20 protein-coding genes are annotated in these 17,264 nt (G+C 65.9%); 7 read left to right on the plus strand and 13 right to left on the minus strand.

Annotated features, from left to right (window positions below; all coding sequences use genetic code 11):
- Positions 1-3: 3 nt before the first annotated feature.
- Together EV580_RS05505 and EV580_RS05510 are read right to left on the minus strand one after the other, a co-directional pair.
- Entirely contained in the window at positions 4-852 is an 849-nt protein-coding gene (locus tag EV580_RS05505; protein ID WP_133690083.1) for an alpha/beta fold hydrolase, read from the minus strand.
- The gene (locus tag EV580_RS05510; RefSeq protein ID WP_133690084.1) at positions 849-2,375 is read right to left on the minus strand and encodes a flavin-containing monooxygenase; all 1,527 of its coding nucleotides are present in this window, start codon (positions 2,373-2,375) and stop codon (positions 849-851) included. The genes EV580_RS05505 and EV580_RS05510 overlap by 4 nt, the downstream gene beginning before the upstream one ends.
- Positions 2,376-2,465: 90 nt before the next feature.
- Here EV580_RS05510 and EV580_RS05515 point away from each other — a divergent pair, with 90 nt between their 5' ends.
- Positions 2,466-3,089 (plus strand): TetR/AcrR family transcriptional regulator, encoded by a 624-nt coding sequence (locus tag EV580_RS05515; protein ID WP_133690085.1) that lies wholly within the window; start codon positions 2,466-2,468, stop codon positions 3,087-3,089.
- 4 nt (positions 3,090-3,093) lie between these two features.
- Here the strand turns inward: EV580_RS05515 and EV580_RS05520 are convergent, their stop codons facing one another.
- The 4 genes from EV580_RS05520 to EV580_RS05535 are packed head-to-tail and all read right to left on the minus strand — an operon-like array spanning position 3,094 to position 5,013.
- Complete coding sequence (locus tag EV580_RS05520; protein ID WP_133690086.1) at positions 3,094-3,540, minus strand: nuclear transport factor 2 family protein; 447 nt, start codon at positions 3,538-3,540, stop codon at positions 3,094-3,096.
- 11 nt (positions 3,541-3,551) lie between these two features.
- Positions 3,552-4,226, minus strand: a complete 675-nt coding sequence (locus EV580_RS05525; RefSeq protein WP_208114592.1) for a M15 family metallopeptidase — start codon at positions 4,224-4,226, stop codon at positions 3,552-3,554.
- Complete coding sequence (locus tag EV580_RS05530; RefSeq protein ID WP_133690088.1) at positions 4,226-4,618, minus strand: DUF4267 domain-containing protein; 393 nt, start codon at positions 4,616-4,618, stop codon at positions 4,226-4,228. Before EV580_RS05530 ends, EV580_RS05525 begins: the two co-directional genes overlap by 1 nt.
- 8 nt (positions 4,619-4,626) lie before the next feature.
- The gene (locus EV580_RS05535) at positions 4,627-5,013 is read right to left on the minus strand and encodes a hypothetical protein (protein ID WP_133690089.1); all 387 of its coding nucleotides are present in this window, start codon (positions 5,011-5,013) and stop codon (positions 4,627-4,629) included.
- 97 nt (positions 5,014-5,110) lie between these two features.
- Here EV580_RS05535 and EV580_RS05540 point away from each other — a divergent pair, with 97 nt between their 5' ends.
- The 6 genes from EV580_RS05540 to EV580_RS05565 all read left to right on the plus strand — a co-directional run bounded on the left by EV580_RS05540 (position 5,111) and on the right by EV580_RS05565 (position 9,752).
- Complete coding sequence (locus EV580_RS05540; protein ID WP_133690090.1) at positions 5,111-5,473, plus strand: DUF732 domain-containing protein; 363 nt, start codon at positions 5,111-5,113, stop codon at positions 5,471-5,473.
- Positions 5,474-5,485: 12 nt separating this feature from the next.
- Entirely contained in the window at positions 5,486-5,971 is a 486-nt protein-coding gene (locus tag EV580_RS05545; RefSeq protein WP_133690091.1) for a CAP domain-containing protein, read from the plus strand.
- A 53-nt stretch (positions 5,972-6,024) separates the two neighbouring features.
- Positions 6,025-6,696 (plus strand): TetR/AcrR family transcriptional regulator, encoded by a 672-nt coding sequence (locus EV580_RS05550; RefSeq protein ID WP_133690092.1) that lies wholly within the window; start codon positions 6,025-6,027, stop codon positions 6,694-6,696.
- 3 nt (positions 6,697-6,699) lie between these two features.
- Positions 6,700-7,380, plus strand: a complete 681-nt coding sequence (locus tag EV580_RS05555; protein ID WP_221217489.1) for a TetR/AcrR family transcriptional regulator — start codon at positions 6,700-6,702, stop codon at positions 7,378-7,380.
- 61 nt (positions 7,381-7,441) lie between these two features.
- Entirely contained in the window at positions 7,442-8,593 is a 1,152-nt protein-coding gene (locus EV580_RS05560; RefSeq protein WP_133690093.1) for an acetyl-CoA C-acetyltransferase, read from the plus strand.
- A 1-nt stretch (position 8,594) separates the two neighbouring features.
- A complete protein-coding gene (locus tag EV580_RS05565) occupies positions 8,595-9,752 on the plus strand; it encodes an acyl-CoA dehydrogenase family protein (protein WP_133690094.1) in 1,158 nt (385 codons plus the stop codon).
- On the opposite strand, the gene EV580_RS05570 is transcribed toward EV580_RS05565, so the two are convergent.
- Genes EV580_RS05570 through EV580_RS05600 form a run of 7 tightly spaced genes read right to left on the minus strand, consistent with a single transcriptional unit; the run spans position 9,742 to position 17,264 of the window.
- Entirely contained in the window at positions 9,742-10,431 is a 690-nt protein-coding gene (locus tag EV580_RS05570) for a hypothetical protein (RefSeq protein WP_133690095.1), read from the minus strand. The two genes, EV580_RS05565 and EV580_RS05570, sit on opposite strands and share 11 nt — an antisense overlap.
- Positions 10,431-12,023, minus strand: a complete 1,593-nt coding sequence (locus tag EV580_RS05575; protein ID WP_133690096.1) for an FAD-dependent oxidoreductase — start codon at positions 12,021-12,023, stop codon at positions 10,431-10,433. The genes EV580_RS05570 and EV580_RS05575 overlap by 1 nt, the downstream gene beginning before the upstream one ends.
- Positions 12,024-12,068: 45 nt before the next feature.
- A complete protein-coding gene (locus tag EV580_RS05580; protein WP_133690097.1) occupies positions 12,069-12,260 on the minus strand; it encodes a ferredoxin in 192 nt (63 codons plus the stop codon).
- Positions 12,260-13,639, minus strand: a complete 1,380-nt coding sequence (locus EV580_RS05585; RefSeq protein WP_133690098.1) for an aldehyde dehydrogenase family protein — start codon at positions 13,637-13,639, stop codon at positions 12,260-12,262. Before EV580_RS05585 ends, EV580_RS05580 begins: the two co-directional genes overlap by 1 nt.
- An 8-nt stretch (positions 13,640-13,647) precedes the next feature.
- Entirely contained in the window at positions 13,648-14,439 is a 792-nt protein-coding gene (locus EV580_RS05590) for a coniferyl-alcohol dehydrogenase (RefSeq protein WP_133690099.1), read from the minus strand.
- 12 nt (positions 14,440-14,451) lie between these two features.
- A complete protein-coding gene (locus tag EV580_RS05595) occupies positions 14,452-15,723 on the minus strand; it encodes a cytochrome P450 (protein ID WP_133690100.1) in 1,272 nt (423 codons plus the stop codon).
- Entirely contained in the window at positions 15,720-17,264 is a 1,545-nt protein-coding gene (locus tag EV580_RS05600; RefSeq protein ID WP_133690101.1) for an acyl-CoA synthetase, read from the minus strand. Before EV580_RS05600 ends, EV580_RS05595 begins: the two co-directional genes overlap by 4 nt.

The following is a 17,264-nucleotide window of genomic DNA, read 5'->3' on the forward strand; positions in this document are numbered from 1 at the left end:
CAATCAAGCGGTGGCGCGCACCAGGAACGGCAACAGCAGGTCGGCGAACCGCTTCGGGCATTCGATCTGCGGCATGTGGCCCACTCCGTTGAGCAGGTGCACCTCGGCGTGCGGGTACACCCGCATCGCCTCGTCGATGTGATGGGCGGGCAGGATCCGGTCCTGCGTGCCCCACATGATCAGCGTCGGCCGCGGTGTTCGGGCGACGGCCGCGGCGAGTTCGCGCCGCCACTGCGGCTTCACCCCGCGCGGCGTACCGAGGGCCAGCGCAGCTTCGCGCATGACGGCACCGGCGCCGGGCTGAGACCCGACGGCGTGAGCGTGGTCGATGCGCTCTTTGGTCGCGACGGCCTTGTCGGCGTGGATGGCCCGCTCGAACAGCACCGCGCTCATCCGGTTGGGCTTGCGGGTGCTCATCGGCCCCAGCACCGGCATGGTGAGCATCCGCAGCAGCAAGGTGACCTCACTGCCGAAGCCCGCACTGTTGATCAGGGCGAGGCTGGCGACGCGCTCGGGCTGGTCGGCCAGCAGTCGCTGCGCGATCGCGCCGCCGAGTGAGTTGCCCACCACGTGAACGGGCCTGGTCTCGCCGAGTGTGTCCAGAGTCTCGGTGACCCCGCGGGCCAACGCGGGCAATGTGATTGCCTCCCTGGTCCGTTCGGAGAAGCCGAACCCGGGCACGTCGACGGCGATCGTCCGATACGACCGCGCGAGCTGTTCGTACTGGGGAGCCCAGTCCTCCATGCTGCGCCCGATCCCGTGCACCAGCAGCACCGGCGGGTTGTCGGGATCGCCGTCAACCCGAATCCGGGTACGCCGGCCGTCGACCTCGATGAAGGCCGGCCGACTCATGCGGTGGCCAGCCCCGACACCGCTTTCGCCGGAACCGACGTACCGAACCGCAGCGCCGGATCGTCGATGTCGCCCTTGCGCAGCCGGGCATGGTCGGACCAGTAGTCCATCTCGACCGTCCATGGCCCGGTCGTGCCCTGCTGCGGGAACAGGTCCACCGAGCGCTGGATGTAGCCGGCTGAGAAGTCCAGCATGGGGCGCTTCTCCATCAACGGGTTGTCGACGACGGGGACGACGGTGGTGTAGCCGTGCCGATCCATGTAACTCAGCATGCGGCACAGGTGTTCGCACACCAGTCCGACCTTGAGGGTCCATGACGAGTTGGTATAGCCGAACGCGAACGCCATGTTGGGGATATCGGAGAGCATGAAGCTCTTGTAGACCAGTGACTGATGCGGGTCCTTGACCTCGCCGTCGACGGAGACCTGGATGCCGCCGAACGGGAGCAGCTTCAAACCTGTTGCGGTGACGATGATGTCGGCCTCGAGGGTCGCGCCGGATTCCAGCAGGATCCCGTTCTTCGTGAAGCGCACGATCCGGTCGGTGACCACGTCGGCCTTACCCCGGCCGACGCAGCGGAACAGGTCCGCGTCGGGCACGGCACACAGGCGCTGATCCCACGGGTTGTAGCTGGGCTTGAAGTGGGTGTCGACGTCGTAGCCCTCCGGTAGTGCCTTGACGTTGATCGAGTGGATGAGGCGTTTCGCCAGCTTCGGGTGGCGCTGGCACAGGTTGTAGATGAACCGGCCCTTGCCGATATTGAACCGGCGCGTCGCAGCATAGGCGGCCTTCTCCGGCAGCACCTTTCGCAACGTGTTGGCGATCGGATCCTTCCGCGGCAGCGGCATCACATAGGTCGGCGAGCGCTGAAGCATGGTGATGTGTTCGACATCGTCGGCCATCGCGGGAATCAACGTCACCGCGGTCGCGCCGCTACCGATGACGACGACCCTCTTGCCCTTGTAGTCGAGGTCTTCAGGCCAGAACTGCGGGTGCACGATCACGCCTTCGAAGTCCTCTTCACCGGCGAAGTCCGGGCGGTGACCGCCGGCGTAGTCGTAGTAGCCGGTCGCCCCGAACAGCCAGTCGCAGGTCACCTCGAACTGTTCGCCGGCGCGCTCCAGGGTTACCGTCCACTGCGCGACTTCGGAGTCGAAGTCTGCACGGATCACCTTGTGCTGCAGGTAGATCCGACGGGCCAGATCGTCCTCGTCGACGACCTCGTGCAGGTAGTCGAGAATTTCGTGGGCGTCGGCGATCGCGTTGTCGGACGTCCACGGCTTGAACTCGTACCCGAACGTGTGCAGGTCGGAGTCCGACCGAATACCGGGATAGCGGAACAGGTCCCAGGTGCCGCCGATGGCGTCGCGACTGTCGACGATCGCGAAGGTCTTCCCGGGCTGACTGGCCGCCAGGTAGTGCCCCATCCCGAGGCCGGAGATTCCGGCGCCCACGATGAGCATGTCGATGTGGCCGGACAGCGGCTGAGTCGGGCGGGCCTGGTTGAGCGAGTTCACGGTCATCGAGGATTCTCCGGTTCGAGCGTGGAAACTATAACGCGAATAGTGTTATAGTTTTCCGGACAACTGTCAAGGGTCCCCAGGAGGTATGCGATGACCACGGCGTCGATCCCGCGCCGGGCCCCTGTTCAGGCCCGTAGCCGGCAGACCGTGGCCCGCATTCTCGATGCCGCCGCCGCGATCGCCGACGAAGAGGGTGTCGACGCCGTCACCACCCGTACGATCGCCGATCGCGCCGGGGTGTCCTATCCCTCGCTGTACCGGTTCTTCGCCGACCGTGACGCCATCCTCGACGAGCTGATGGAACGGCACTGCGCCGAGATCGACGCCCAGTGCGTGGCCGCCGAGCAGACCTGGGAGATCACCTCGATCGCGCAACTGCTCAACAACGAGCTCGATCTGCACGTCGACTACTACCGCAAGCATCCCGGCGCGGCCGGGCTGTGGATGGGTGGGCGTACCTCGCCGACCGTCACCAAACATGTGCACGTCCGGATGCAGACCCTGGCCGACCGGTTGCACGACATCCTGGTGGCCGCCGCACTGCTTCCCGCCGACACCGACCGGCGGGCCATGCTGGTGGCCGTCGAGATGGCCGACCGCATGTTGGAGCTGTCCTACCGGGACAACAACGACTTCGACGAGGCGATCCTGGAGATCGGCAAGGTGGGGCTGGTGGCGTTCGGCGAGGCCATGGCTTCCGGCGCGTCGGCCTGAGCGACTACGACACAGACGACGGCGGTGCCATCGTCGAGTTCGGTGCACCCCAGTCCGTCGAGACGAACCGGTGCGCGATCAGCCAGGCATCGCCGACCGGAGTGAAGACGTCCCGATAGCGGCCGTAGTGGTCCAGCCCGATTTCGGTGAACACGGTGAAATAGGACGAGACCTGCGCGCGCTCCGGCGTCAGTTCGGTGAAGCGAATGTTGGTCAGGGTGTGCCGGACGATCCGCTTGACCCCTGGTTCGGGCGGGGTTGCGGCAACGCCGCCGAGGAACTCCGCAATCGCGGCGCGGCCTGTCACCGTGGCGGTACCACGGACCTCGAGTTCACCATCCGGACAGAAGGATTGGGCCAGATCGTCGACCCGCCCCGCGTCACCGGACCAGTTGTACAGCGCCAGGGTGTCGCGAATTCGCTCGCGCGCCACCAATTCCCACATCTCCATTGCTCACCCTTTCAGCGGTGTTCGAAATGTTGATAGTCGATCGGGTTGTGCCAGTCGCCGCCCCAGGCCCACCCACGATCGGTGAACGTCCGCACCGCCGGGTCACCGGCGTGCAGGATTCCCGGGTCGGTGCAGGCGCGATTCAGGTAGGCCCCCGCGGTTGTCGGCTCGAGATGACCGGTCCGGTCGATGTACGGATTCAGCAGCGGATTGAGGTCGATGGCGCGACCGTAGGCGTGCAGCGACCAGTTGGCGGAACCGGGTAGTGGCCGGCAGTTGAAGGCCGAGGTGTTGTTGTCCTCCATCGACAGTTCGTCGGCGGCATCGGGGTAATGGTCGACGGGTTGCATCGTCGCGATCGGATAGTGCTGCCGCGCCAGCTCGTCGAAGATCGCGATGACGTCGGCCACCAGCGCCTCGTGCACGACAAGCGCCCCGCGGTGGGTCTGACCGTCGAATCCGACATAGTCCAGTTCGACCCGGCGCAGCTGTTCCGGCCCGACGGGACAGCCGGGCCGCCAGGTGGCACCGAGCTCGGCCACCGTCACCGGATGCACGACAGGTCGGACGAGGGTCGTACTGGTCGGCGTCGTGGGGGCCGACGCGATCGGTGACTCGGACGGCGCTGCACAGCCGGCGACGGCAACGGCAATGCCGATTGCCGCTGTCAGCGCTACTCGATTGATTACGCAGCTACCTCGGGCGCGGGTTTGCGGCGCCGGGTCGCACCCCACAGGCCGACCCCGATGCCCACCACGGCGCCGCCCAGTCCGATGATCTGCTGTCCGCGCGTCAGATCGCTGTGCACGCTCGAACCACCCAGCAGGTCGGCGGCATCGGCTCCGCCCGACGCCAGGAACCAGCCCCGGGTGTTGCGTCCGCGGAGGCCGGCCGACAGCAGAAGTCCGCCGATCAGCGCGTCGCGATAGCCCATCGACCGCAACAGCAAGCGTGCCGACGGGCCGGGGTCGTTGGGCTCGCCCCAGAGCTTGTTGGCTCCCATCGGGTCCACCAGGAAGTGGACACCGGAGGCCAGCCGGATACTGCCCGCGACAACCGCGGCCTTGTCGATCGACATGGGAGTTCCTAGAGAGTCGCGGTGAACGGACCGAGGAGCTGGCAGTCGGGAGCAACGTTCTGCCCCAGCCAGACCGGGCAGCCCCGGCCGGTCGCGATATAGGTCGTGCCGGGCTGGTAGGGCACCGTGATCGTCGCGGGATCCGCGCCGCGTCCCTGCGTGCAGTGCGTGACCCCGTCAGCACCCAGCAGGCAGGCGACCGCCTTGTACGGGCCCCCGGCCGGTCCGCATCCCGCCAGCTCCGCGGTGGCGCTGACCCCGCCCGGCCCGACTACGGGCGGCGAGAGCGTGTACGTGCAAGGCGGCAGCGGTCCAGCGTGCGAAACGGCACCTCCGGTCAAGCCGGCAAACGCCAACGCAACAGCCATCGACACCAGGTAGGTCGGCCGAATCATGGCCGAATACTAGATCACCACGGGGTGCGTCGATGTATATTCCGCGGATCGCCAGTACTCCCCGACCTGCGCCGATCAACCATGGGACAATATGCGAATGCCTAGCTCAAAAACCCGCCTGTTGATCGCCGGCGCCGTGGCCGCAGTGGGCACCGTAGGCCTGCTGACCACGGCACAGCCCGCGCACGCCGATAACATCGGTTACCTGATCAACGTCACCGTCCGGCCCGGGTACAACTTCCCCAACGCCGACGCCGCACTGGCCTACGGCAACGGCGTCTGCGATCAGATCAACTCCGGAGTGAGTTACGGCCAGTTGGTCAACAACATCAAGGCCGACTTCAACACCAGCGACGAATTCCAGGCGTCGTATCTGATCAGCCAGTCCGCGCAAGAACTCTGCCCCGCCGCGATCTGGCAACTCCGCCAGTCCGCCGCCGGCTACGTACCGTCCGCATAGTAAGGAAAGACGTTGGTATCACGAGCTATCCATGTCGCGACAGCCATCGGCGCGATCACGCTGGTGACCGTTGCCGGCGCACCCGCCGCGCACGCTGACAACACCCGCCTCAACAACGGCGTGGTCGCCAACGTCTACACCGTGCAGCACCAGGCGGGGTGTTCCACCGACATCAAGAAGAATCCCGCGCTGACGCAGGCCGCGGAGTGGCACGCCAACGACGTCCTCAACGACCGGACGCTCGACGGCGATCTCGGCTCCGACGGCTCCACACCGCAGAGTCGCGCTGCCGCAGCAGGTTTCAACGGGAAGGTCGCCCAAACGGTGGCCATCAACCCCGCACTGGCGATCAACAACATGGACGTCATCAACCAGTGGTATTACGACCCCGCGGATTTCGCGATCATGTCGGACTGCGCGAACACCGCGATCGGCGTCTGGTCGGTGAACAGCCTCGACCGCTCGGTTCTGGTGGCGGTCTACGGCCAGCCGGCCTGATAACGATCGATTACCTCCAACGCCGGGATCGTGGTGCGCCCTATCATGTTGCGATGGCCAGGCGGACCTCTCCCTCACGGCATTCCGCCAATGCCGCGGCCGATGATGTGAGTGCCGACTCCAAGTCGGCACTGACTCGCGCCCGGATCTTGGATTCCGCCGCGCACGTGTTGTCCGCCAAGGGTTACGCGGGACTGCGTCTCACCGATGTCGCCGCGAGTGCGGAACTGCAAGCGCCGGCGATCTACTACTACTTCCCCTCGCGTGACGAACTCATCGAGGAAGTCATGTGGGCCGGGATCGCCAATATGCGAGAGCACGTCATGGCGGCGCTGGATGCGCTGCCTGACGGAACCCCGCCTCTGGATCGTCTTCTCGCCGCGGCCGAAGCCCACCTGCGCCACGAACTGGAGATCTCCGACTACACGACCGCCGCGATCCGCAACGCCGGCCAGGTCCCGCTGGCGATTCGTAAACGCCAGATCCGCGAGGAGGAACGCTACGGCGAGATTTGGCGCGGGCTGCTCAACGAGCTGTCGCGAGAAGGCGGTCTACGGCGCGAATTCGACCCCTACGTCGCGCAGATGCTGGTGCTCGGCGCACTGAATTGGGCCGTGGAGTGGTGGGATCCGCGCCGGGGCTCGATCGAGGCCGTCGTGGCCAATGCTCAATGCCTTATCCGGCATGGCCTTTCCACCGGGACGACGCTCGACCAATATCATTGAACGATGCCTAGAAAATCTGCGGCGAGGGCGTCCGCTGACCCCGAGGGCGAGTCGAAGTCGCAACGCACGCGCCAACGCATTCTCGACGCCGCAGCGCACGTGCTCAGCGTCAAGGGATTCGCCGGCACGCGGCTGTCGGACGTCGCCGAGTACGCGGAGCTGCAGGCACCGGCAATCTATTACTACTTCCCTTCACGCGAGGACCTCATCGAAGAGGTGATGTTCTGCGGTATCAGCGATATGCGACGGCACCTGCAGGAGACCCTCGACGCGCTGCCTGCCGGTACTCCGGCGATGGATCGCATCATGGCGGCGGTGGAAGCCCACCTGCGCCACGAGCTCGAGCTTTCGGACTATGCGACAGCGACGATTCGTAACTCCGGCCAGATTCCCGAACATCTTCGCGCCCGACAGGAAAAAGAAAGTGCGGCATACGGCCGGATCTGGCAGCGATTATTCGACGATGCCACCGCCGACGGTGAGATGCGCGACGACCTCGAACCCAGGGTGGTGCGGGGTCTGGTGCTGGGTGCACTGAACTGGGCGGCGGAATGGTGGGACCCGAAGCGTGGATCCCTCGACGGAATCGTCGCCAATGCCCAGACAATCGTGCGCAGCGGAATCAGCCCGGCCGCCGAGAGCACCGCCAGCCGGCGCAAGCGCTCCCCCCGCACCACCGGATAGCCGTTATCCCCGGCCACGAGGACGATTCCCGTAGTTTTTGATTCTATGTTAAATTAATCCGGTGAACGAGGCATACATCATCGACGCTGTCCGCACCCCTGTCGGTAAGCGCAAGGGCGGACTGGCCGGTGTGCATCCGGCCGATATGGCGGCACACGTGATCAAGACGCTCGTGTGGCGCCATGACATCGATCCTGCCGCGATCGACGACGTCATTCTCGGCTGCCTCGACAACATCGGCTCGCAGGCCGGTGACATCGCTCGCACGGCCGCCCTTGCCGCCGGCCTGCCCGAATCCGTGCCGGGTGTGACGATCGACCGCCAATGCGGATCTGCCCAGCAGGCAGTGCATTTCGCGGCTCAAGGCGTGATGAGCGGCACGGCCGATCTCATCGTCGCCGGCGGCGTCCAGAAGATGAGCCAGTTCCCGATTCTCAGCGCGTTCGGCGCCGGCGAACCGTTCGGATCGGTCGACCCGTGGACGGACTGCAAGGGCTGGGCAGAACGCTACGGCGACCAGGAGATCTCGCAGTTCCGCGGCGCGGAGATGATCGCGCAGCACTGGAACTTGTCGCGCGAGGATAACGAGCGTTTCGCCTTCGCAAGCCACCAGCGCGCGCTGTCCGCGATCGCCGAGGGGCGTTTCGAGCGGGAGATCACCCCGTTTGCGGGCATCAGTGTCGACGAGGGCCCCCGGGCCGACACGTCACTGGAGAAGATGGCCGGGCTGCCCACGCTCGTCGAGGGAGGTGTGCTGACCGCCGCTGTGGCCAGCCAGATCTCCGACGGTGCCGCCGGACTGTTGATCGCATCCCAGGCCGCTGTCGACCGCTTCGGTCTCACGCCCCGTGCGCGGATTCACCATATGTCAGTGCGGGGCGCCGACCCCGTGATGATGCTGACCGCCCCGATCCCGGCGACCCAACATGCTTTGAAGCGCACCGGCATGTCCATCGCCGACATCGACGCCGTCGAGATCAACGAGGCCTTCGCCCCGGTGGTCCTGGCCTGGCTGGCCGAGATCGACGCCGACCCCGAAACCGTCAACCCCAACGGCGGCGCCATCGCGCTGGGGCACCCGATCGGCTGCACCGGGGCGCGACTGATGACGTCTCTGCTGCACGAGCTGGAGCGCACCGGTGGCCGCTACGGGCTGCAGACGATGTGCGAAGGTGGCGGCCAGGCCAACGTCACGATCATCGAACGGCTCTGAGATGCAACGCTCGCTGTACGGCCCCGACCACGAGGCCTATCGGGAGACAGTGCGGGAGTTCCTGGCCCGCGAAGTCGTTCCGCACCAAGAAGACTGGGATCAACACCGGTGGATCGACCGTTCGGTGTTCGCGCGCGCGGCCAAGGCCGGTATCTATGCGCTGCAGATCGGTGAGCAGTACGGCGGCGCAGGCGAACCCGACTACCGCTACCGCATGGTGGTGTGCGAAGAGGTCGCGCGGGTCAACGCCCTGTCCTTCGGCGTGACGATCAGCTTGCAGGACGATCTTGTGCTGCACTACCTGCTCGACCTCACCAATGACGAGCAGAAGCAGCGCTGGCTGCCCGGCTTCGTCGCAGGCGAGATCATCGGCGCGCTGGCAATGACCGAGCCCGGCGCCGGCAGCGACTTGCGCGGTATCCGCACCACGGCGCAGCGCGACGGCGATCAGTGGATCCTCAACGGCCAGAAGACGTTCATCTCGAGCGGAATCATGGCCGACGTCGTCGTGGTGGCGGCTCGCACCGACAACACCGGCGGCTCCGGCGATTTCAGCCTCTTCGGGGTGGAACGCGACACCCCCGGCTTCGAACGCGGACGCAAGCTCGACAAGATCGGCTTGCCCGGACAGGACACTGCGGAGCTGTTCTTCCACGATGCGGTCGTGCCGGCCGCCAACCTGCTCGGCGAACCAGGCCGCGGCCTGCAGTACCTGATGAGTCATCTTCCGCGCGAACGCCTCGGGGTAACCGCCGAAGCGATCGCCACAACCCGCGCCATTTTCGAACTGACCGTGGAGTACTGCCAATCCCGCCAGGCGTTCGGCGGACCGCTGACCGACAAACAGCATGTGCGCTTCGAGCTGGCCGAGATGGGCACCGAGATCGACATCGTGCAGGCCTACGTCGATTCCTCGGTGCTGGCCTACAACGCCGGCGAGTTGACGCCGGTGGATGCCGCCAAGGGCAAGTGGTATGTCAGTGAGCTGCAGAAGCGCGTGATCGACCGCTGCCTGCAATTGCATGGCGGGTACGGCTACATGACCGAATACCCTGTCGCACGTGCGTATCTGGACACCCGGGTCAAGACTATCTACGGCGGCACCACCGAGATCATGAAGGAAATCATCGGCCGGGAGATCGCCGGCTCTACGCGGTAACGGTTTTCAGAGCCCGGCGCATTGCGTCGAACATGATGAAGAACCAGGCTACGAAGACCGCCACCGGAATCCAGAACGCCAGCACCCCGTTCCAGGCCATGGGCCCGGTCGTGAAGAACGGGATCGCGCACGCGGGGATGAGGAGCAGACCCACCCACAGGTTGGCGTAGCCCACCCAACGCGGGAACAGTGGCCGCCCGGAGCTGTCCTGCAAGATGGCCAGACCGATGGCGAAGTACTGGAACGTGAACGGCGCGACCGGCGAGAACGTCATGATGAAACCGAGGTCGTGCAGCGGCTGGAGAACCTGCGGCGGCAGGTCCGGCCGGTAGGCGACCGCCGACAAGATCACAAAATTGAGTGTGAAGAACACCGTCCCGAAGGTGCCAAGCGCCGTTTGCGCAGTGGCCAGCACCGCGTGTTCGGACTGACTGCGACGCAACAGAATTCCCACCGCCACGGTGAACGGCACATACATCGTGCCGCCCCAGATGCAGAGCACCATGCCCGCCCGTTTGAGATTGGCGTGGTCCGACCAGAGGGCGGTCAAGCCGCCGCCGGTGATCGTCGGAGAGGGTGGCGGCAGGAACCCGGCGAACACCATCCAGCCCAGCAGGACGAACGCGATCCCGACCGGTCCGGTCCAGACCAGCAGCATGAGGTTGCGGGTGGATGTCATCACTGCCTCCGCGCTACGGCCACCAATTCTGCTGCGTCGGAATACTTCACCCGCGGCCGCGCACTGCCGGCGGCTCGGTCTCGCTCGGCGGCATCGATCGTCCGCCAGCCCTGCCAGTCGACAACGGGAACGCTCCTCGACGCCAGCAGCGCGTCCACGTCACTGTTCGTGCCCACGGGCCGCCCGAGCCTGCCGGCCATGAAATCCTCGAACAGTGCGTCGACCGTCTCGAGCGCGCATCCCCGGTTGGTGCCGATGACTCCCCGTGGACCGCGTTTGATCCAGCCGGTGGCATACACGCCGGGCACTGTCTGTCCGTCGGCCAGCACCCGCCCGCCTTCGTTCGGCACCACCCCGCGCGAGGCGTCGAACGGCAGATCCGCAATCGGTGTACCGCGATAGCCGATCGACCGCAGCACCATGGCGGTATCGATGGTCTGCTCGCCCTCCCCCGTCCGCACGCGCAAACCTTCCACTCGCTGCGCGCCGACGAGTTCGACGGGCGTGGTGGAGAACCGGAACACCAGTCGCTTGTTTCCGGGTGTGGCTGTCCTGCGACGGTATTCGACCGCGATGTCGTATTTGAGGGCGCGTTCGAAGTCGTCGTCCGGACGGTCTCCGAGCTCGCCTTCGATCGCGATGTCGACCCCGGCGATCTCACCCAGCGCCAGGAACTCACCGACCGAGAACGCCGCGTCCGCGGCACCGCGACGGGCCAGGATGACGACCTCCTGGATGGACCCGGCCGTCAATCGCCGCAACGCGTGGTCGGCGATGTCGGTGTTCGCCAGTGCATCCGGCGTCATCAGCAAGACACGGGCCACGTCGAGTGCCACGTTGCCGTTGCCGATGATCACCACGCGGGGCGAATCGAGGTCCGGGTCGTCGTGGACATGGTCGGGATGACCGTTGTACCAGGCCACGATGTCGGCCGCTGCGTGGTGGCCGGGCAGGTGTTCGCCGGGGACGCCGAGGCTGCTGCTGGCGGAGGCTCCGACGGCGTAGATGACGGCGTGGTGGTGGGCCAGGAGCTCGTCGTGACTGATGTCGGAGCCGACCGCAACGTTGAAGTAGCACCCTGCGCCTGGGCCGCCCAATGCCGGTTCGAAGAGGCTGACGACCTCCTTGGTGCGCTGGTGATCTGGCGCCACACCCGAGCGGATCAGCCCGAACGGAGTGGGCAGTCGCTCAAAGACATTCACCTCGACACCGTCGTTCTCCAGCAACTCGGCGGCGGCGTAGCAGGCCGCGGGGCCCGACCCCACGATCGCGACGCGCAAAGCACCGGAGGGAACAGCGGGCCGCACCGCCACGGGCGTCGCCGCGCGGGTCCTGAGCGGTTGCCGCGCGAAGAAATCGGCGTTGATGTCCCGGAACTTCGCCTGCCCGGTCGGCAGGTCGTCCTCGTAGTAGATGGCGCCGACCGGGCACACCTGCAGACACGCCCCGCAGTCCACGCACGCCGCCGGATCGATGTACAGCATCTGGTTGCCGACGCCTGAGGCGTTCGGCACGGGCCGAATGCAGTCGACGGGACATGCTGGCACGCAACTGGCGTCGGTGCAGCAGTTCTGGGTGATCACGAAGGCCACGACATTCTCCTGATTGGTGGTGCGAAGAGGCCGCTCAGGCCCTCATCATTCAGTGATCGACAGCGCCCCGGTCGGGCAGTTCGAGACCGCTTCTTCGGCAGCGCTCCGCTCGGATTCAGGTGGCTCGGGGTCGATCACCTGCGACTGCCCGTCGTCGCCGATCTCGAAGATCGCCGGGGCGGTCATCTCGCACAACCCGATTCCGGAACACTTGGTGTGGTCGACGTGCACCCGCATCAGAACAACTTCCTCATGAGCTTGAGCGCGCGATCGCTGTACGGCGGGTAGACGATCGACGGATCGGGCCGACTCGGCTTGGCGAGCACCGCGCGCCGGTGCGACAACGCCTCGAACCCCCACTTACCGTGATAGGCACCCATTCCGCTGGCTCCGACACCGCCGAACGGCAGCTGCGGAACAAGACAGTGCATCATCGCGTGATTGACGACAGCGCCGCCCGATGGCGTGCGGTCGATGATGTCACGCGCCGACGCCGAGCTCTTGGTGAAGACATAGAGCGCCAACGGCTTCGGCCGGGAGTTGACGAATTCGACTGCTGCGTTGACAGATTCGACGCGCATGACCGGCAGGATCGGGCCGAATATCTCGTCGGCCATCACCGCGTCGTCCGGCGACGGATCGACGATCACGGTCGGCTCGATGCGCAGGCCTGCCCGCTCGGAGCCACCGCCGGTGACGACGGTGCCGCTGGTAGTGGCGATGAGCGTTGTCAGCCGGTCGAATTGGCGTTCGTTGACGATCGGCAGCGACGGCGCGTTGCGGAACTCCGCGATGTTGGCGACGATCTTGGCCACCAGCTCGTCGGCAATCGCAGCGTCGGCAAGCACATAGTCGGGGGCGATGCAGGTCTGTCCGGAGTTGATCAGCTTGGTGTACGCCAGCCGCCGGGCGGTGACGTCCACGTCGGCGTCGTTGGCGACGATGGCCGGACTCTTGCCGCCCAACTCCAGGGTGACCGGGGTCAGGGTCGCGGCGGCCGCGGCCATGATCTTGCGGCCGATCTCGGTGCCACCGGTGAAGAAGGCATGGTCGAATCCCGACGCCAGCAGATCCTGGGTGGTCTGTGCGTCACCCTCCACGACCCGGATCGCGTCGGGATCCAGGTATTGCGGCACCAGGCGCGCGACGAGAGCCGATGTCGCCGGAGCCAGCTCGGACGGCTTGATGACGACACCGTTGCCGGCGGCGACCGCGGCCACCACCGGCCCCATCAGCAGATAGAACGGATAGTTCCACGGGCCGATCACCAGCACGACACCCAACGGGTCGTACTGGATCCAGCCGCGGCCAGGCAGCTGGGCCACGGGCAGCGAAACCCGCTGGCGGGCAATCCACTTCCGCAGGTGCTTACGCGCGAACGCCGCCTCGGCCTTCGTCGACGCGACATCGCCCAGCCACGCCTCCACCGGCGTGCGGCCAAGATCGGCCGCCAACGCCTCGGCGATGTCGGCTTCGCGTTCCTCGCACAGTCGCTCGATGCCGTGCAACTGCCTCAGACGCCAGTCGAGCGAGCGGGTCCGCCCCGTGGCGAAGACGCGACGGACATCGGTGAGAACCTGCGCCGCGGTACGTGCTTCTGTCTCGTGAATCGTCAAGACTGCACTCAGATTTCGGGTGCCGGAACCACACCGGAGGCCACCGCTCCGCTGATTCCGCCGTCGACGGCGAGCGCCTGTCCGTTCACCCAACGCGCGGCGTCGGAGGCCAGGAACAGCACCACCTCGGCGATGTCCTCGGGCTCGGCATGGCGGCCCAGCAGTTCCTCGAGACCGTCCAGAGTGTCCTTACCCATCGACTCCTCGAAGTCCACCAGGATCGGCGTCCGCACGGGTCCGGGCAGGACGGCGTTGATCCGGAAACCCATCTGCGCCATGGCCAGACCCATCGACAGCGTGTAGACCGTGCTGACTTCCTTGGAGAAGTTGTACGCGTTGCCCTGCTGCGGGTTGGCCTTGAACCAGGCGGCACCTTCCTCAAAGGTGTCGGTGGCCAGCAGATCGCGGATCGCCTCAAGGCGCTCGGGCCAGCCGAATCCGGCGGTCGAAGACACGATGGTCACCGAGCCGGCGGGCGCCAGCCGCTCGAAGAACGCTTCTGTGAGATGGCGCACCGCAAGCGAATTGACCGCGAACACCAGCTCGCCCGCGGCAGTCCCCGGGATGCCGGCGACGTTCATCAGCCCGTCGTATTCGCCGTCCAGCTGTTCCAGCGCGGCGTCGATGCTGGTCGGATTGGCCAGGTCCACCTCGATGTGGGTGTGCACCTTGGCAGTCGGGACGTTGCGGTCCAGGCTCGTCACCTCGGCGCCGTGCGCCAGCAGCTGTTCGGCGACGGCGTGGCCGATCCCGGAGGCGGCACCGGTGACGACGTAGCGTCGCCCGGAAAAGTCAGCCATATCGGTTGTCTCCTAGTCGAGGGTGTAGGGCAGGTGCTTGACGGCGGTGATGAAGTTCCCGGTCAGATACTCTGGTTCGCCGACCCGCAGATTCGGTGCACGCAAGATCAATTCGCGGAAGATCGACTCCAGCTGCATCTTCGCCATGAATGCGCCCATGCAGTAATGCGGTCCGCCCCCGCCGTAGCCGACGTGCGGGTTGGGCGAGCGGGTGATGTCGAACTCGTAGGGATTGGTGAACACCCGCTCGTCGCGGTTGGCCGACGAGTACACCATCGTCACCCAGTCGCCCTTACGAATGTGCTGACCGTGCAACTCGGTGTCCTGCGTCGCGGTGCGGCGGAACGTCATGACCGGAGTCGTCCACCGGACGAACTCCTCCATCGCGGTCTTGATGTGTCCGTCGAAATCCTTCTGCAGCAGCGCTTTCTGCTCGGGGAACCGGTCCAGCGCGATGGTGGTGAACGTCGTCGTGGTCTTGGTGGTGTCGTTTCCGGCGACCGACAGAAGCACGAAGTACGGGCCGAGTTCGTCGTCGGTGAGTTGACGACCGTCCACCTCGGCCTGCACCAGCAACGTCATCAGATCGTTCTCGGGCTTCTCCCGGCGCGCCTGGGCCAGGCCCATGCCGATCTCGAGCAGCCCGACCATCGAATCGGTGAGCACCTCGGCCGGTTCGCGTCCCGCCGCGACCTCGGGGTCGGCCCAGGCCACCATGCCCTCGGCCAGCTGCGCCGCTTCGTCGCGTTGCTCGTCGGGCAGACCGAGCATGTCGTAGATCGTCCACATCGGCAGCCGCTTGGAGACCTGCTCGACGAAGTCGCCCTCTTTCGTGGCGAGCAGATCGTCGACGATTGAGCGGGCCTGATTCTCGATCTGGTCCTTGATCTTGGCGACCTGCCGTGGCGTGAACACGGAGCTGACCAGCCTGCGCAGGCTCGAATGCTTGGCGCCATCCATGCCGAGGAACGACTGAATGGCGTCCAGCATCTCCTCGGGAACCGCTTCGAAAGTGATGCCCTGCCCCGAACAGAAGATCTCGGGGTTCTTGCTGACGTAGGAGACGTCCTCGTGCCGGGTGACCACCCAGACACCGTCGATCTCGGGCTCCATCATCGAACCCTCGATCGGGCGGTGCCAGCTGACCGGCCGTTCGTCGCGAAGGATCTTGAACGACTTCTCGCGATCGTCGAAGCTCTGCGCCCAGAAATCCACCGAGGAGATGTTCACCGGGTCGAACGGTGGCCGGTCGATAGCTGTCGAAGTGTCGGGCTGGACACTCATGCTGATGCCTCCACGTAGCTTGCTTTCAATATTCGTTTCACGAGTTTTCCTGTCTCAGAACGCGGTAACTGGTCGACGAAGTCGACCGAACGCGGCGCCTTGAAGTGCGCGAGACGCTCTCGCACGTACCCGATGATCTCGGATGCGAGCTCGTCGGACGGGCTGACGCCCTCGCGCAGCTGGACGACGGCCTTGACCTGCTCGCCCATCTCCGCATCCGGCACGCCGATGACGGCGGCGTCGAAGATCTTGGGGTGCAACGCCAGAACGTTCTCGACTTCTTGCGGATAGATGTTCACGCCGCCGGAAATGATCATGAAGGACTTGCGGTCAGTCAGGTACAGGTAGCCGTCCTCGTCGAGGTAGCCCATGTCCCCCACCGTGGCCCAGTTTTGGTGGGCCGGATGCCGCGAGCCCGCGGTCTTCTCCGGATCGTTGTGGTAACTGAACGCGGGTTTATCGCGTTCGAAGTAGACCAGCCCGACCTCGCCGGACGGTAGTTCGTTGCCGTCGTCATCGCAGATGTGTGCCACCCCGAGCACGGCTCTGCCGACCGATCCCCGCTTGCTCTCCCATTCGGCACTCGACATGACCGTGGTGCCGTGGCTCTCGGTCGCTCCGTAGTACTCAGTGAAAATCGGTCCCCACCAACCGATCATCGCGTCCTTGACCTCGGGTGGGCAGGGCGCGCCGGCGTGGACGGCAAGCCGCAGGGACGAGATGTCGTAGCGCGTCCGCTGTTCTTCCGGTAGCTGCAGAAGACGCACGAACATCGTGGGCACCATCTGGGTGACGGTGACTCGATAGCGCTCGATGGCCGCCAGCGCCGCGGCGGGGTCGAACTTCTCCATCATGACCACGGTGCCGCCGATCGCGTGCACCGCCGCTGACCACTTCAGCGGCGCGGCATGGTAGATCGGGGCCGGTGAGAGGTAGACATCGGCATTGGTGACCGCGAATACGTGGGCGAGCATCATGGCGATGATGTCCGCGCCCGGCTCGTCGACCGAGACTGCGGGCAGCGCCAGTTTGATGCCCTTGGGATGGCCGGTGGTGCCCGACGAGTACAGCATCTCGGCGCCGCGCGGCTGATCGTCCAGCGGCCCGGGGCGACCCGATTCGCGCAGCTCACGGTACGAGGCGAAACCGTCGATCGTGCCACCGAATGCGTAGCGGCGGACCAGATCCGGGACCTCGGCGGCCGCCCGGCCGGCCAGCTCGTCGAGGGCGGCGGAGGCGAAAAGCACCTGTGCGCCGCTGTCGGCCAGGATGTGGGCGATCTCCGGGGCCGTGAGATGCCGGTTGACCGGAGTGATGTAGAGCCCCGATCGCAGGGCCGCCCAGTAGATTTCGAATACCTCGGCGGCGTTGTCACTCAACACGGCGATCACATCGCCGGGCCGCAGGCCCAGCCCACGCAACGCCGACGCCACCCTGGCGGAGCCCTCGTCGAGTTCGCCGTAGGTCAGTGTCCGGCCGGTGCCGGCGATGATCACCGCGGGCCGGTCGGGGTCAGTGGCTGCGTGGGTTCCCGGATACAT

Origin of the sequence: Mycobacterium sp. BK086, assembly GCA_004362315.1 — a bacterium.
GTDB lineage: Bacteria > Actinomycetota > Actinomycetes > Mycobacteriales > Mycobacteriaceae > Mycobacterium.